At 37.0% G+C, this 16855-nt stretch carries 13 protein-coding genes; 9 read left to right on the plus strand and 4 right to left on the minus strand.

The window, feature by feature from the left end; all coding sequences use genetic code 11:
* Positions 1-65 precede the first annotated feature (65 nt).
* The gene (mprF, locus tag IGK82_RS04215) at positions 66-2597 is read right to left on the minus strand and encodes a bifunctional lysylphosphatidylglycerol flippase/synthetase MprF (protein WP_113843914.1); all 2532 of its coding nucleotides are present in this window, start codon (positions 2595-2597) and stop codon (positions 66-68) included.
* Entirely contained in the window at positions 2594-3328 is a 735-nt protein-coding gene (locus tag IGK82_RS04220; RefSeq protein WP_002358908.1) for an alpha/beta fold hydrolase, read from the minus strand. The genes mprF and IGK82_RS04220 overlap by 4 nt, the downstream gene beginning before the upstream one ends.
* A 176-nt stretch (positions 3329-3504) precedes the next feature.
* Between IGK82_RS04220 and IGK82_RS04225 the strand changes: the two genes are divergently transcribed.
* From IGK82_RS04225 to IGK82_RS04235, 3 genes are read left to right on the plus strand one after another with little or no spacing between them, the layout of a single operon-like run.
* Positions 3505-4089, plus strand: a complete 585-nt coding sequence (locus IGK82_RS04225) for a hypothetical protein (protein WP_002397912.1) — start codon at positions 3505-3507, stop codon at positions 4087-4089.
* Between the two features lie 22 nt (positions 4090-4111).
* Complete coding sequence (locus tag IGK82_RS04230; protein ID WP_016622303.1) at positions 4112-5167, plus strand: endonuclease/exonuclease/phosphatase; 1056 nt, start codon at positions 4112-4114, stop codon at positions 5165-5167.
* A 16-nt stretch (positions 5168-5183) separates the two neighbouring features.
* Positions 5184-5840 carry a 5'-methylthioadenosine/S-adenosylhomocysteine nucleosidase gene (locus tag IGK82_RS04235; protein WP_002379209.1) on the plus strand — a complete coding sequence of 219 codons (657 nt, stop codon included), beginning with the start codon at positions 5184-5186 and terminating at the stop codon, positions 5838-5840.
* Between the two features lie 103 nt (positions 5841-5943).
* On the opposite strand, the gene IGK82_RS04240 is transcribed toward IGK82_RS04235, so the two are convergent.
* Positions 5944-8181 carry an ATP-binding cassette domain-containing protein gene (locus IGK82_RS04240; protein ID WP_016622302.1) on the minus strand — a complete coding sequence of 746 codons (2238 nt, stop codon included), beginning with the start codon at positions 8179-8181 and terminating at the stop codon, positions 5944-5946.
* Between the two features lie 161 nt (positions 8182-8342).
* Here IGK82_RS04240 and IGK82_RS04245 point away from each other — a divergent pair, with 161 nt between their 5' ends.
* From IGK82_RS04245 to IGK82_RS04270, 6 genes are all read left to right on the plus strand, one after another.
* Positions 8343-10550 carry an amidase family protein gene (locus tag IGK82_RS04245; protein WP_162780879.1) on the plus strand — a complete coding sequence of 736 codons (2208 nt, stop codon included), beginning with the start codon at positions 8343-8345 and terminating at the stop codon, positions 10548-10550.
* Positions 10551-10629: 79 nt separating this feature from the next.
* Positions 10630-11574 (plus strand): aminoglycoside phosphotransferase family protein, encoded by a 945-nt coding sequence (locus tag IGK82_RS04250; RefSeq protein ID WP_002414329.1) that lies wholly within the window; start codon positions 10630-10632, stop codon positions 11572-11574.
* Between the two features lie 42 nt (positions 11575-11616).
* Positions 11617-12270 (plus strand): DUF4767 domain-containing protein, encoded by a 654-nt coding sequence (locus IGK82_RS04255; RefSeq protein WP_002385107.1) that lies wholly within the window; start codon positions 11617-11619, stop codon positions 12268-12270.
* A 109-nt stretch (positions 12271-12379) separates the two neighbouring features.
* The gene (gene ndk, locus IGK82_RS04260) at positions 12380-12793 is read left to right on the plus strand and encodes a nucleoside-diphosphate kinase (RefSeq protein ID WP_002383435.1); all 414 of its coding nucleotides are present in this window, start codon (positions 12380-12382) and stop codon (positions 12791-12793) included.
* A 159-nt stretch (positions 12794-12952) separates the two neighbouring features.
* Complete coding sequence (gene aspD, locus IGK82_RS04265) at positions 12953-14563, plus strand: aspartate 4-decarboxylase (protein ID WP_002355939.1); 1611 nt, start codon at positions 12953-12955, stop codon at positions 14561-14563.
* A 142-nt stretch (positions 14564-14705) separates the two neighbouring features.
* A complete protein-coding gene (locus IGK82_RS04270; protein ID WP_016622299.1) occupies positions 14706-15791 on the plus strand; it encodes a hypothetical protein in 1086 nt (361 codons plus the stop codon).
* A 115-nt stretch (positions 15792-15906) separates the two neighbouring features.
* On the opposite strand, the gene IGK82_RS04275 is transcribed toward IGK82_RS04270, so the two are convergent.
* Positions 15907-16710, minus strand: a complete 804-nt coding sequence (locus tag IGK82_RS04275) for a Cof-type HAD-IIB family hydrolase (RefSeq protein WP_002355941.1) — start codon at positions 16708-16710, stop codon at positions 15907-15909.
* Positions 16711-16855: the final 145 nt, after the last annotated feature.

The following is a 16855-nucleotide window of genomic DNA, read 5'->3' on the forward strand; positions in this document are numbered from 1 at the left end:
TTGGCAACCTCACTAAATTTCAGTGAAGTTGCCAAGCTTTTTATACTTAATTGGGATTCTTTTTGTTAGTCAATATTTTTTTGATCGACAATGAGTAAAGCAATCATCACGTAGACAATCCAGCTACTTTTAGAATAAAGTGTATAGCGTGGTTGCCATTTGCTAGCAAATTTTTCCTTGTATTCGCGTAATCCTTGGAAGGAGTAAATTTCTGAACCAAATTCATAAATTAACGCAGCAATCCGTTCTTGAATAAAACTTTTTCTTGATTGACCAACGTTGGCTAACGGAGCCATCCCTAAATTGAAATAATGAATATTTTCTGTTTTCATATATTCAAATAAATGAATAAATAAGAAATCCATACTTCCAGAAGGGGCTTTTTCTTTATGGTGACGCATCAAGTCGATGGTACCAACTTCATTTGTGTAACTAGGAATGATATTAGCGAAAGAGACCATTTCTCCTTCAGCATTTCGGACAACAGCAATTGGGTTTCTTTGAAGATACGCTTCATCGAAAAATCCTAGTGAAAAGCCTTTTTCTTTTCGATTGTCTAACCAACTATCCGAAATAGCTTTTAATTCGTGCATTTGTTCGGCACTAAAAGGAGGTTGGAGTAAGTCAAATGAATAGCCGGCTTTGGTAATTTTATTAAACACTGCGCGGGTACCTTTGAATTTTTTCCCAGACATCGTAAATGTTTCTAGATTAACTAAGGCTTCTTCGCCCATTTTGATAAATTCGTAGCCATATTCGTGTAGTAACATCACGCTGTCCTCATTGGTTTCGTAAAAGACGGGTACATAGCCGAAACGATCTGTTTCTTTAAGGAATGCATCAATCGCCGCAGGAAAATCTTCTTTGTTCCCAGAAGGGTTGCCCATCACAACGCATTTATTATTAATGGTGTTGAATTGTAAAAAGACAGTCGGTTCTTCTTTGGGATATAAGAAAACCTGTTTATCATGAAGAAAGACAAGTTCACTGTCAATATTCCCGCCATAAGTTGTTAAGATATTATGCAAGATACTATCTTCTGGAAACTCACCAACTTGGTGTTTTTTCCCTTGGAGGTAGCGAACAAATAGAAAGTTAAAACTCATAACTAAGAGGATAGCGATAAATCCTGACAACCAGATCCGTTCGGAAGGGAACAAGAAAAATTCCACAAAATGATGACGATGGTGTGGGAAGTTCGGTAAATTATAAACACCAATTACTAGGTATAATAAGGTCAACAAGCCAAAGATAAACCCATCAATCGTCATCCACTCCCAAGAGTAAACCAGTTGTTCACGGTACAATTCTGATTTTGAAAAAATAACGATAAATAATAAAATAGCTAAATAGAAAATGGAAAACATACTAAAGTCAACAACAAATGAATACAAGATAGCACCAATTAATAAAATAATCGTTGGATAATAGGCTCTTTTAACACGATCAGCAATCCCACGTCCCATAATTAATAATGCAAAGCCTAAAACAATACTCGGAATTTGAATAATAATATGAGAACGGAAGGGGTTAATATCTCTTAACCAATGCACTTGAGTGAAGGCTTCTGGAATAGTGGCTAGGAGCACCATCATAATTCCTGAAAAATAAAGTAAAACCACTTCCAGCTTGTGGGCAATTTCCAAAGTAATTTGTTTCAGCAATTGACGATAGTGAGTATCCAACTTTTGGCTTAAGTGTTTTGTAAAGAACAAACAGCCAATTAAGAAAGGAATAATATAATAGAATAAACGATAGAGCAATAACCACAAAACAATAATTTCACGATCGACACCTAAGTTGCTCAGTCCTAAAATCATCATGACATCAAAACTACCTAAAGCCCCTGGAATCATCGAAGCAATCCCAATAATCGAAGCTGCTACATATAAAGGAACAATATCAATTAAAGGAATCGGTACATCTAATAAGTAACCAATACTGATAAAGGTAATTAAAACACCTGTCCATTCTAAAAACGAAGAAACAACTAAAGATAAGCGATTTTTTGCATCGAGGTTACCAAAGGAACTATTTTTTTGGAAATGTAAAATAAGATAAAGTAATGGGAAATAAAGACCGCCACCTAATAACCAAATCCAATATTGCTGTAAATAAGCCATTTTTGGATCAAACTGAACAAGGAAAAAGCAAAGAATACTATAAATAGATAGACCGGATAACACAAAAAGTAAAATATGGGTTAACGCAGGTAAAATTTTCTTTTCCTCTGTTTTATTTCCATAAAATTCAGAACGAAGTCCCATGCTGACCAAACCACCGAATCCACCAATATTATTGATGGTATTGACAATCCAGCTAGATTCAAGGAGTTCCCGTTTTGAGACTTTCAAGTTTAAAATGCGATTTAATGTTAAGTCATAATTTAGCATCGGAGTAACGGAAACTAAACCGATAACCATCATCAATAACAATTTCCATAGCGGAATCTCATCAAAAATCTGTTTTAACTGTTCAAATGAGATCGTTTTACCAATTGATAAAAGTTGGGCAACAACAATAATTGAGACCGCAATAACAAACAGTGTTTTTAGTAATCCTGTATGCGTTTTGATCCAATGAATAATTTGTTTCATTTAGACACCTTCATTTCCTTTAAGAATTTTTCGATTGTTTTATTAAAAATATCTGGTGAGTTTTTGGCAAATAAATGACCCTGTTTATTTACCAAGACCAATTTGCCGGCAGGAATGGCATCAGCAATCGCCCGTGAATGGGAAAGCGCAATTAAATCTCGACTGCCAGTAATAACAAGAGTAGGACAGGGGATGTGTTCTAAATCTTGTTTTGTCAGTCCAGTATCTTCAAATAACAGAGCCACGATAGGGAGCCGTGCGCGCAATTTTTTTGAAAAAAAAGCGCCAATACGACAAAACCAATATTGAAAATAAGTGGCAATCGTTACATATTTTTTCAGACCAGACATGGTGACATTTCCAGAATTTAAGACGAGTTTGTTGACGAAATCAGGATATAAATGGGTAAAAACCATGGCAATATTTGCTCCGTCACTAAAGCCCAATAAATTAATTTTTGTTAAGTGTTCTTGTTGAATAATACCAGCTAAATCTTCTGCCAAAAGCGGAAAAGTTAATTGACTTTGTGTATTGGTGGAACGTCCATGTCCGCGGGTATCCACCGCAATAACTTGATACTCCTTGGAGAAATAAGAAATTTGATAATTAAAAAAAGTATGATCATTGCCATTACCATGAAGTAACACAAGGGGGTAATTTGTTTCTTTGCCAAAAATTTGATAAAAAATTTGACTGCCATCTATTGTTTGAAAATATTTTTCTATTGCCATTCTCCGTCACCTATCTCATCTATAATCAATCGAGTCCTCTCTCATTATAGAGTCTTTTGTCTTTTTTTTGTAATAAAAAACAGAAAATTTTCCGAACAGTTTTGTAAGGTGTTGTAATATAGTGTGATATAGTAGAAGATAGCCACCTAAAAATTAGGCTAGAGGAGGGGAAGTTGATGTCTTTAATCGTTTTAATTGGTGCCCAAGCTGTCGGGAAAATGACCGTTGGCAAGGCTTTAGAAAAGCAGTTAGATGCTAAATTACTATTTAATCATCAAACCATTGACTTATTTGCAAACTATCTTGGGTATACGGAACGTGCATTTCAATTGTCTGATTCCGTTAGAAAGGAACTTTTTCATGCCTTTGTCGAAAATCCAGCCACAAATACAACAAAAAACATTATTTTTACAGTGGTGATTGCTTTTGATCAAGAACAGGATTTTCAATTTTTAGAAGAAATATCAGAAATTTTTCTTAATAAACATGAGGCCGTTTATTTCGTCGAACTCGTCTCTTCAACAGCAATCCGCCTAGAACGAAATGTTCATCCAGAGCGGCTAGAGGCAAAACCTTCAAAACGCGATGTCGACTCTTCTCGAAAAGAATTACTCAATACCTTTAAAGAACATCGATTAGTAAGCCACGAAGGTGAACTAGAAAGTACATTTCCAAATGTAAAAATAACGAAAATAAATAATTCAAACATGACACCAGAAGAAGTAGCAACGAAGATAATTACTACTTTTGGTTTGACATAATGTGAAAGGAACATCGGAATCAATGAAAAAGTTTTTTAAATATCTCGGTAGCTTGATGGTCCTTCTTCTAAGCATAGCTTTAATTTTGATAGGATATTTAACCTTCCGAGAGTTTCGACCACGAGCGGTTGAACCAGTTGCTATAAATAAACAATTTTCAGAGCAAACCATCGAAAAACAGCAATCCATTTCTTTAGTCACGTATAACATAGGCTATGCCGGCCTAGGACAAACAGAAGATTTTTTTATGGACGGTGGCAAAACTGTCCAACCAGTTAATAAGGCAATGGTCCAACAGAATTTAACGGGCATTGAAGAAACCTTAAAAGAATTACCAGCGATGATTTACTTATTCCAAGAAGTCGATCGTCGCTCGCAACGTTCTTATGAAGTCAATCAAGAGGAAGAATTACAAAAACAGCTACAGCTGAACAGCGCATTTGCTTATAATTTTAAGGTAGATTATGTGCCCATTCCTTGGCCGCCGATTGGACGAGTAGAAAGTGGTTTATTAACATTATCAAATGAAAAAATAACAGAGGCCAAACGCATTGCTTTACCCAATCCCTTTCGTTGGCCCGTTAGCATTAGTAACTTAAAACGAGCGCTTCTAGAAACGCGCTTTCCAATTAAAGGCACAGACAAAGAATTAGTGGTTTTTAACTTACATTTGGAAGCCTATGACAATGGGGGAGGGAAGATTGCTCAAAGCAAAAAGTTAGCTGACGTATTATCCCAAGAATACGCTAAAGGAAACTATGTAATTGCTGGAGGTGACTTTAATCAAGTTTTCAAAGGCAGTCATCGATATCCTGACTTAGGGGAAGCTGGTTGGGTACCAGGAGAAATTGATCCAGCAGACTTACCTAAACATTTTTCACTTGCTTATGATGATCAACAACCGACTGTGCGGGTGCTTAATAAGCCTTACACTGGCTCTTATGAAACATCCCAAGTGTATGTAATTGATGGTTTTATTGTTTCTGATAATGTGGCTGTTCATAGCGTGAAAACAAAGGACGAACAATTTAAATATACAGATCACCAACCTGTGAAGATGGAAGTGGGGTTGAAATAGAAAAAGGAGGAGATAGATGAAATTAGGGGTTATTGCCGCAATGGATTTAGAGCTTCAAAAATTATTGGAATATTTTCCACCACAACGAAAGATACAGCTAGCAAAAAATACATTTTATATTTATGAACAAAAAACATCGCAAGTCATTATGGTTTGTGCAGGACAAGGAAAGACGAATGCTACGCTATATAGTCAAATACTTATTGATTCATTTCAAATAGAACAACTAATTAATATCGGTATTTGTGGCTGTTTAAATGAAAAACTGCAACTCTTTGAGATGGTGCTAGGTGAGGAATACTGCCATTACGATATTCGTGAAAGACAGTCAATCAATAAATTTCCTTATCAGCTGTACTATAAAGGAGATAAAGGAATGCTGGCCGAACTTCAACATCTAGATGAAAAGATAAAGTGTGTTCGTTTTGGAACTGGAGAAGGCTTCGTTTGTGACACAACTGAAAAAAGAAACTTAATTGAACAATTCTCTATTGATTGTGTGGATATGGAATCCGCAGCTATTGCACAATGCTGCTTTTTAAATGATTGTGCTTTTGTTTCTATAAGAATTATTTGCGATAGAGCGGATGCTAACGCAGTCAAAGTAACAGAAGATACGCAAACACAGGCAATGGAAAAAGTATTTGAATTGGTCTGTGCATATATAAATTAAAAAAGAAAGAGCTTGGAACAAAAATCCAGAAAGATTTTTGTTCCAAGCTTAAAAAGTAATATAGATTGGGGATAAAAGTAACATTGTTATTGTTCCAATTATTTTACAGATAGCCTTTAGTAATAGAATGAGTGGAATTTAGCATATTTGCTGGCGTTCCTGTAAAAAGAAGCTGTCCGCCTTTTTCTCCACCTTCGGGACCTAGTTCAATCAACCAGTCGGCACTTTTAATCACATCAATGTGATGTTCTAATAAAATCAAGCTGTTTCCTTCTTCTACCATTCGATTGAAAAGTTGAAGACTTTGTTGGATATCAATTAAGTGTAAGCCATCTGTAGGTTCATCCATTAAATAGATAGCTTTTTTTTGGTGAAGTGTGTCTGCTAATTTTACCCTTTGCAATTCGCCACCAGATAATGTTGAGAGCGATTGATTGAGTTTAAGGTAGCTTAAGCCAACTTCCAGTAAATTTTTTAATGAAAGAGCAAAAGGCTGGTCTTTGAAAAAATCATAGCCATCTTTAACGCTTAAAGCTAGTACTTCAACGATATTTTTTCCGTTATACAGATAATGAAGCACCTCTTCTTTGTAACGCGTTCCGTGACAGGTTTCGCAAATACTAGTAACATCCTCCATAAAAGACATATCGGAGACAATTATTCCTTTCCCCTTGCAAGTAGGACAAGCGCCTTTGGAATTATAGCTAAATAAAGCTGGACTAACATGATTTTCTTCCGCAAACAGTTTGCGGACCTTATCAAAAATATTGAGGTAGGTCATTGGTGTGGATCGTAAATTTGCGGTAATGCTTTTTTGTGAAAGATGAATAATTTCTTGATTATCAGCTTGGGCTTTTTGATAAATTTCTTCCGCTAATGATGATTTACCTGAACCAGCGACCCCACAAATAACAGTCAAAACTCCTAACGGAACTTCGACAGATAGATTGTTTAAATTATGCAGTGTCGCATGTTCGATTGATAAAGACTTCCTTGCTTTTCTTGGTTGGTCGTTTAAAGGGAGCGGCTCTTGAAGCGCTTGACTAGTCAAGGTTTTGGAGGCTAAAAATGCGTCATACGTTCCTGAAAACTGGACATGGCCACCATTTTCGCCTGCGAAAGGTCCTATATCGATGATAAAATCAGCTTCTCTAATTAATTGTGGATTATGTTCCACGAGAACCACGGTGTTTCCTTTATTTTTTAAATTGAGCAATGCACGACTGATCCGTTCGATGTCCTTTGGATGTAAGCCAGCACTTGGTTCATCTAAAATATACATAATATCGTTTAAGGCGCTGTTTACATACTTAGCAATTTTAATCCGCTGTGCTTCACCACCAGAAAGTGTTTCAGTTGCTCGTCCTAATGTGAGGTAGGAGAGACCGATATTAATTAATGCTTCTAGACGTACAAGTAGCTCTTCTTGAATAGTTTTTATTAAGGATAGGTCCATTGAACGAATAAAAGAATGTAATTCAGTGAGTGGCATGTCAACAGCATCAGCAATACTTTTCTGATTAATTTTGCAGCTACGAACACGTTCATTGACTCTACTTCCTAAACAATCAGGACATCTTTTTACGGTAACAAAGTGATTAAGGTATTTTTGATGACGTTTGCCTTCGTCTGTATGCAATATGCTACGTTGCATACGCGGGACGATTCCTTCATACAAAGCTGTATGAGGCCACTCTTTGGGTGGATTAGCTAGTTTTTGTTGTGGAGCATATAAAAATAATGCTAACTCTTCAGGAGAATAGTCCTTGATTTTTTTATCCAAATCAAATAGACCACTATGGGCATAACGCTTCCACCGCCAGTTGCCAACTGTAAATGTGGGGAAATCGATAGGCCCTTCGTTTAATGATTTGTCATAATCAACTAGCTGATGAAGATTGATTTCGGTAATCTTTCCTAAGCCATCGCATGTTGGACATTTTCCATCCGGATGATTAAACGAAAAAGTATCTGAATAACCAACAAATGGAGAACCTGCTCGTGAAAACAGCAAACGTAAAAACGTATAAATATCTGTGTACGTTCCCACTGTCGAACGAGAATTACCTGCTACTTTTTTCTGGTCAATGACAATTGCAACAGGAAGATTCTCGATTTTTTCAACTTCTGGACGACCATATTTGGGTAAGTAATTTTGAACAAACGAACTAAATGTATCATTTAGTTCACGACGTGATTCAGCGGCTAATGTGTCAAATACTAAGGAGGACTTTCCTGAACCCGAAAGTCCAGTAACAACAGTTAGTTGCTTTTTAGGGATATTGACAGAGATATTCTTCAAATTATTTTGTGTTGCGTGCTTAATTTCAATCCATTCCATTAAAAAACCTCCGTTTCTATTCTATTTTAGCATATAAAAAGAACCTAGCCTAAAAGTTGAACATGGGAATTTTCAAGAGAACTTTACTTTTTAATCGCTTTCATTTATGCTATAAGTAATACAGATTTTTTAACTGTATTAATAGATAAAGGATGTGACTTATGAAGAAGTCGATTTTGTTCAAAAAGTTAGGGATTATTTTATTAATTAGCCAAACACTGGTAGGGGTACCAATGTTGGCACAAGAAAGTATACTAGAAACAACCGTTCAAACAGAGACGGAATCAGTAACAACAGAAACCAGTCAGACTGTAGCTAACTTGGAATCTGAAACTACTAGCCAAACGGTGATGCAGGAAAAAGAATCCTCTTCGGCAATCGCCGAAAGCAGTAGCCGAAATGTGGTTGCAGTAACCACTGAAACCACAAATGAGATACAAAATAGTGATACAGATGGAAAAGCTGTTTCTGCAGAGAGTGTTTTTTCAGAAGCAGATTATAAACAAGCAACTGCACTGGAGTTAGCAACTTTAGTAAGAGAAAAAAAGGTGACGAGCGAAGAATTAGTAAAAATTGCGTTGGCCATCACTAAACGTGAAAATCCTACATTAAATGCGGTCATTACTTTACGAGAAGAAGCGGCTTTGACAGAAGCAAAAGCTTTACAAGATACAGGTCAACCATTTCTAGGTGTGCCGCTCTTACTAAAAGGGTTAGGACAATCCTTGAAAGGTGAAAGCAACACGAACGGTTTTGGTTTTCTCCAAGATCAAGTAGCTGGTGGGACATCGACCTTTGTCAAAGCACTACAAAATGCCGGATTCATAATCATTGGTCAAACGAATTATCCAGAATTAGGTTGGAAGAATATTTCAAATTCGAAGTTATATGGTGTTTCCGTCAATCCATGGAATCCTAACCATTATTCAGGTGGTTCTTCAGGCGGAGCGGGTGCTAGTGTCGCCGCGGCATTTGTTCCCATTGCTTCTGGAAGTGATGCTGGTGGCTCTATCCGCATCCCTGCTTCTTGGACAGGCACCGTAGGCTTGAAACCTTCTAGAGGAGTAATCATTGGCAATTCTAATAGTACAAAAGGTCAAACTGTTCACTTTGGTTTAAGTCGAACCGTGGCGGATACAAATGCATTATTTGAAACCTTATTAACCAAAAAAGATCTTCCTGCGGGACATTTAAGTCAAGCGCAACCCATTGCTTATACAACAGAATCCCCTGCCGGAACGCCTGTAAGTGCCGAAGCAAAAGAGGCGGTCGCTGAAGCTGTTGCTTTTTTAAAAGACCAAGGGTACACATTGGTTGAAGTGAAGCACCCTGTTGATGGGGAACGTCTAATGAAAAATTATTATACTGTAGCTGCTGGCTCAGCAGGAATTGCCGATTTTATGGCGCGGCAGAAATTAAAAAGACCGCTTGAACGAAATGATGTAGAACTGTTAACATGGGCGCTTTTTCAAACAGGAAAAAATATAACGAGTGAAGAGACAACTGCGGCTTGGACAGATATTGCTTTACAAGCACAAGCGATGGACGAATTTTATCAACAGTATCCTATCTTATTAACACCAACGACGGCTGCCACGGCACCTAGTATTGATAATCCGTTACTAAAACCAGAACATGCAGCACAGATGGAAAAAATTGACCAATTGTCACCAGCAGAACAAAAACAATTGATTTATGACCAATGGCTGACGGCGTTCACATATACACCGTTTACACAACAAGCAAATTTATTTGGACATCCAGCATTAAGTGTACCAACTTACGTTTCAAAAGAAGGACTGCCTTTGGGGATTCAATTTAATAGTGCATTAAATGAAGACCGAACATTGCTACAATTAGGTGCTTTATTTGAAAATAACCACAAGATAAATCAACCACATGTAGAAGAACCAGACAAAGACAAAGAGCCAGATGCAAGTGGCGAACCAGAAAAAGACAAAGACCCAAATGCAAGCGGCGAACCAGACAAAGACAAAGAGCCAGATGCAAGCGGCGAACCAGACAAAGACAAAGAGCCAGATGCAAGTGGCAAGCCAGATAAAGACAAAGAAACAAAAACAAGTGAAGAACCAATCGAAGGAAAAAACCAAAACCCAGACAAATCTGGAAAAACTACTAGTGAGTCATCCTTAGATAATTCGCTGAATTCATCAGCAAATCAGGGAACCAAATCAACAGAAAGTACGCATGCTTTTTCTAATAAAAGTATGATTGGGAAACAAGAACAGCTTCCCAAAAAAGTATTACCAAAAGCAGGTGCAGAAGTACCTAGTACTTTCTGGATTGTTTTAGGAGGAGCTTTCTTATTAACGAGTGGAACGATTTATATAAGGAAAACTAGAAAATGATAACCAGTGAAGGCTAGAGACAATTTATCCCCAATTGTCTCCAGCCTTTTTTCTTTGGTATACTAAAACCAATAGGGAAATGGAGGCGAAAGTAATGAGGGCGTTTGAGAAGATTCCAGCGTTTCAGCAATGGCAAAAAGTTGAAGCTATTCACCGTGGTTGGTCAACTGATTTAAAGTTTAAAGTTACCAAAAATCAAGAAACCTTTTTATTGCGAATTTTTCAACAAGAAGAGTTATTAGCCAAACAACAAGAATATCAATTTATCAAAAAAGTAGCGGCGTTAGGATTTCCCAGTTCTAAACCTTTTTTATGTGCACCTATTCCTGAAAGTGAACAAGGATACATGTTATTAACGTATCTAGAAGGTGAAGACTTAAGCGATGTTTTACCCGCTCTTTCTCCTAAAAGACAACTGAACTTAGGCGTAGAGGCAGGCCGCTATTTAAACAAAATCCATAAGCTTTTGTTGCCTGAAAGGATTAGTCAAAGAGAGATTGCGCGAAATTTATACGAAAAAAAGCAGAGCCAACTAAATAAGTATAAGAAATCTCAATTTTGTATGCCGTACCAGCAGCCAATAATTTCATATTTAGAAAAACAATTACCGTTATTGCAACAACGGCCTGTAGTTTATCAGCATGGAGATTTCCATGTGGGAAATTTTATTTACTTGCCAACTAGGCAGGTCGGTGTGATTGATTTTAATCGATGGGATTTTGGGGATCCTTATGAAGAATTTTACAAGTTACAATTTTTTTCAAGAAATGTTTCGCCATTGTTTGCTTATGGTCAATTACAAGGTTATTTTGCTGGGAAAGTTCCTACCTTATTTTGGCAGTTTCAAAAGCTTTATACTTTTCACGCAGGACTCTATTCTTTAGTTTGGGCACTGAGCTTTGGTGAAAAAGAAATCAGGACTATGGAACAGCAATACCAACAATTACTAGAGGACTATAATTGTGGAGAATTACTAGTTCCCAAATGGTTTTCAACTATCCAAAGAAAGGGATTGAGATTTTAGGTTTATTTCGATAGAATAAAAATAAAAACAGGAGTTTAAGGAATGAAACTAAACGGGATTATTATGATAGCGGTTGTTGGAAGCGTTTTATCTAGCTGTGGTTGGCAAAAATCGAAAGAGGAATCACAGAAAGTACAAACCGTACAAACAAACAATGTAAATACTGAAGAAACAAGAGCAATTTCAGCAACCGAAGTTAGTCAAACCACGGCGTTGGAATTAGAGCAAACAACGCAAACACAAGAATTAACTGAATTAGTTACAGAAGAAGGGACGATTTGGAATCAGCAAAAAGCAAAACAGTTAGGACAATACATGGAAACCTGGGGTCAAGAACGCAATCAGAACTATCAAGCGTACCAACCAGGTCACTCTGTAGCTTTTTACACGATTCAAGTGCCTGATGATTTATTGAGTTATGAACCTAAAATACAACCAGCTATTGGGAACAATCCCATTTGGTTAAATTGGTCAGAAACAGGCAGCGAAGGGGGTTATTGTCTGGTGGCAGTATACTCTGACAGTGCGACACAAGTTGCCCAGAAGCATGTCTATTTATTTACTTTAGTGAATGGTGAAGCTAAAGTCTATGTGAGTAAAGAACAGCCAGCAGAAGAGCAACCTTATTTGTTTTTAAAAGAAACAAGTAATACAGAACTGAAAGAACAATTCACAAACCTTGTGAATAATCTTTAATTTTTTATTTAATCAAAAGGAAAAGAAAATTTATCATTGACAAAGTATCCGCTTTCATTTTATTCTGTAGCTACCCCTTGGGAAAGGGCAAAAGGAAGTTTTGAAAGGGATGGAAGAAAAAATGAAGGAAACAAGTTTAGTAATTATTAAGCCAGATGGCGTTGAACGGAAGTTAGTTGGCAAAATCATTCAACGTTTTGAAGATAAAGGTATTGACTTATTGCACCTTAAATTCGAACGACTAACAGTAGAAACAGTGAAGGAACACTATGAGCATTTAAAAGATGAACTATTTTTCCCTGAATTATTAGCCTATATGACAAGTGGCCCAGTGGTTGTGATGGTCGTTGTAGGGGACAATGTGGTTAAAAAAGTGCGTAAATTAGTTGGAGCAACGAATCCGTTAGATGCTGAAAGTGGCACCTTACGAGCAGATTATGGGTTGTCTGTCACCAAAAATTTAATCCATGCTTCTGATTCTGTTCAATCAGCAAAAATTGAGATGCAACGGTTCTTTGGTTAATCAGCGAAAAAGAAGCAATCCTTTATTTTTTATAAAGGATTGTTTCTTTTTTATTAATTGTCAGAATATTCCGCTTAAATGGTTGACATCTGGAGGTAGAAGAGTAGTATAGACTACATACTAAATACTAAATGACCGCGTGTGCTTCAGGAGGATAAAATGATAACAAGTGATGAATTGACAGAAAACCTTAGTCCGTTTGAATTAAGTCTATTTTTAGAGAAGAAATTACATGAAGAAAATCATAATTTAGAAACATTGTTAAATGCAGGGCGAGGCAATCCTAATTGGACGGCGCCAACACCAAGGGAAGCCTTTTTTTTATTAGGTCAATTTGCTACAAAAGAAACGTTAAGAGAGGGGAGCGAACAAACGGCTGGTATGATTCAGCCAAGTTTTGGTAGAACGCAACGCTTCTTAAACTTTTTAGCAGAAAATCCTAGCAAAGGGGCAACCTTCTTACAAGAAATTTGGACAGCAGAGCATAACTATTTTGGGATGGATAAGGAAATGTGGTTAGATGCCATGTTAGACTATGTGATTGGGGATAATTATCCGAATCCTGTTCGTTGCTTGAAGGCGTGTGAACAACCGATTAAAGCATATTTAAATCAAGAATTATTTTCCAGCGAAGCACAACCGTTTGATATTTTTGCCGTTGAAGGTGGTACAGCAGGGATTTGTTACTTGTTTGATACGTTGGCAAATAATTATTTACTAGAAAAAGGTGATCGTATTGCGTTGTTATTACCAACGTTTGCTCCTTATCTAGAAATTCCAGAACTACCACGTTATGATTTTGACGTGGTTAAAATCAAAGCAGAGCAAATGATCATTGATGGAAAAACGACGTATCAATACTCAAACAAGGAAATTGATAAACTAAAAGACCCGTCCATCAAAGCGGTTTTTGTCGTAAATCCCAGCAATCCAACTGCCAATGCTATGGGAAAACCTACCATTGAACAAATCAAACAAATCGTTGCAGTGGATAACCCTAAGTTAATGATTTTAACAGATGACGTTTACGGAACCTTTGTGCCAGCTTTTCGTTCACTATTTACGGAGTTACCTTACAATACAGCCTGTATCTATTCTTATTCTAAATACTTTGGCGCTACTGGTTGGCGTGTGGGGACTATTGCGGTTAGCCAAGAGAACATCTTTGATCAATTATTAAAAGAATTGCCAGTGGCTCGAAAAATGGAATTACAGGCACGTTATGCTACATTGAATGCAGACACAAGCCAAATTAACTTTATCAGCCGCTTAGTCGCAGACAGCCGCGATATTGCGTTGAACCATGCAGCGGGACTTTCTTCTATTCAGCAAGCGATGATGGCTTTATTTAGTTTGTATGCTTTGTTAAAAGACGGTCAAGCATATAAAGACGAAGTGATGGATATCTGTCATACGCGTGAAAAGCTCTTGTTCCGCACCTTAGGCATTGAAGAGCCTTTAGCAAGTTTAAATACAGCATATTATTGTGAAATTAACTTTAGAGATTGGACAGAAAAACGTTATGGCCCAGAATTTTCAAGTTATTTAACGAAATCGTGGACGATCACAAAAGTATTAACCTCTTTAGCAGAAAAAGAAAAATTAATGCTTTTAAAAGCGGATGCTTTCGGGAGTGACAAATGGTCAGTTCGAATTTCTTTAGCCAATTTAGCTACTAACCAATATAGTGAAGTTGGTAAACGAATGATTCGCCTATCTGAACACATTAAAGAAGAGTGGTTGCGCCAAAAGCGCCAAGCAATTAAATAAAAAAACGCTAAGTCTCTTAAGCTGCAAGAGGCTTAGCGTTTTTGTTTATTATTTATTCATTTTTCCGTCAGTTTTGGTTTATAAATGTTTGCTACACTGGAGATAAGAGGAAATTAAGCGTTTATAAAAAGGAGAGAAGTGAATGAAACATATTAAAGGAATGTTGGTTTTTATCGGATTATTTGTTTTGGTCGGTTGTACGCCAGATCAAGAGCCAACGAAAAAAACAACAAGTGGTCCGCAAGAGACAAAGCAAGTGAAGCAAGTTACCGTCACCAATCAAACGACTTCTGTGGTGGAAAAACAAGCGCCGACTAAAAATGACGAACTGATTGCTAATCAATTGACTTTTGATTCTCATGAATACACGTACGAAGTGGTTACAGGGGCCACACAAACGACATTTGGGACAACCCCACCAGCAAAATATACACCAGAAGAAAAAAAGGAAAAAATGTTTTGGTCCAATCAACCGCCTTTGGGATTAATGACGGGTAACTATTATAAAAATGAAGGTGTATTTACTGGCGGAAATTACGGCATTGTAGAGATTATTACGGAACCTGAAACGCAACGGATTCTGAATGTTGAGTTTACAGAGTTTGCTAGTGATCCTTATTACGATACACGATATTCGGGTGTCAACAAACGCCTGTCGGATTATCCTGAATTTCAAGCAAGCAACACGCGCACAGACGATACGTTAGTCACCGTTGTTAATGGTATTACTTATGTAGAAAAACAAATGCGTGACGAAAATCGTGTCACAGGTAATTTTTATACGGTACGTGGTTCATCAACTTCTGCGCGTGAAGGTTTAATGCCTTTAGCAGCAGAGATGGACACTTGGCTAAAAGAGCCATCGAAAGAAACGTATATCGGTTACGCAGAAGATTTAGGCAATGGCCTAATCGCTCGACTTCAAGTGATAACAGAAGAGCAGAAAATAAAACATGTCAGCTATGATGAATACTTTTCAGATGAACAGGAAAAAATCACAGAAACAGCTCTGCGGCCTTTTTATCGTCAATCGAAATATTATTCACCAGGATATAATAAACAAACCAACAATTCTTTTATTCATTTTGTAGATGCACTAACAAAGGCCATTACGACACAACAAACTTTATCCGTTAACGAAGAACAAGAGCTAAAGCATCCGTCTTTTACTACTTATCAAAGATTGGCTGAAAAAATCAGCACGTTTCAAAATTCATTGAAGGAATAAAAAAAACGAAAGTAGGGCATAAGTCGTTTCGACTTATGCCCTACTTTCGTAATCTTAAGATTATCAGCTAAACCAACGTGAGTTCTTTTTAAAGAAATACTTTTATTTTAGCCTTTTATAGATCTAAATAATTTTCTAAGTAATCTGCTAAACCATCTTGATCATTTGTTTTTTCAGTGACATCGTTGGCTACGGATTTAATTTTATCCGTGGCATTGTTCATAGCAACACCCCAACCAGCATAACTTAGCATTTCTTCGTCATTATGTTCATCGCCAAAAGCAATGATATCAGCTGGTTTGACAGATAAAAAGTTCGCCACTTGATCAACGCCATGGGCTTTTTGAATTCCTTTTGCGACCATTTCTAAAATAGGCATTGGACCGCCCCAAGTGCGGACATCAATATAATCACCATATTGTTTTGTCAATGTATCAGCAACTTTTTCAGCTTGGTTTGGTGTGGTCCGAACCATCATTGAGGTAGGATTTGTTCGTAAATTTTTAGCAGTAAGTAAATTATCTAAGGTTGCTTTGGAAGCAAAAAATTTCGGATCGAACCCATCTAACGTATCGATATAAAATGTTTCTTTGTTTTCAGCAGCAACAAAATCTAATTGTAATTCTTTTTTCTGTGCCAAAATGTCAAAGACTAGGTCACGTTCAATATTGGCTTCGCTTTCCAAGTCCCATTTTTTCTCTGGAATGTGGACTAAAGCGCCGTTAAAGTTAACCATAGGGGTCGTTAGGCCAAGTTGTTGGTAAAATTGATGACTCATTCTATAGGGACGTCCAGTGGCAATACTGACGTAATGACCGTTGTCAATCGCTTTTTTTAGTGTTTGTTCGGTTTTTGGACTGATTAAAGACTGCGCATTTAATGTTGTGCCGTCTAAATCAATAGCAATTAATTTTTTCAAGTAAAAATTCCTCCTAAATGCCTTTTACTCAGTCTAGCATAAAACCGAAGATTATCAAGGGGAGAAGCATGTTCATTTATAAGGTTTAAAAAAAAGCTTAAGAAGTATGCTACACTAAAATAAACCGTTTGAAAAAGGAGCGCAG

It is taken from the genome of Enterococcus sp. AZ197, assembly GCF_050556405.1.
GTDB lineage: Bacteria > Bacillota > Bacilli > Lactobacillales > Enterococcaceae > Enterococcus > Enterococcus faecalis.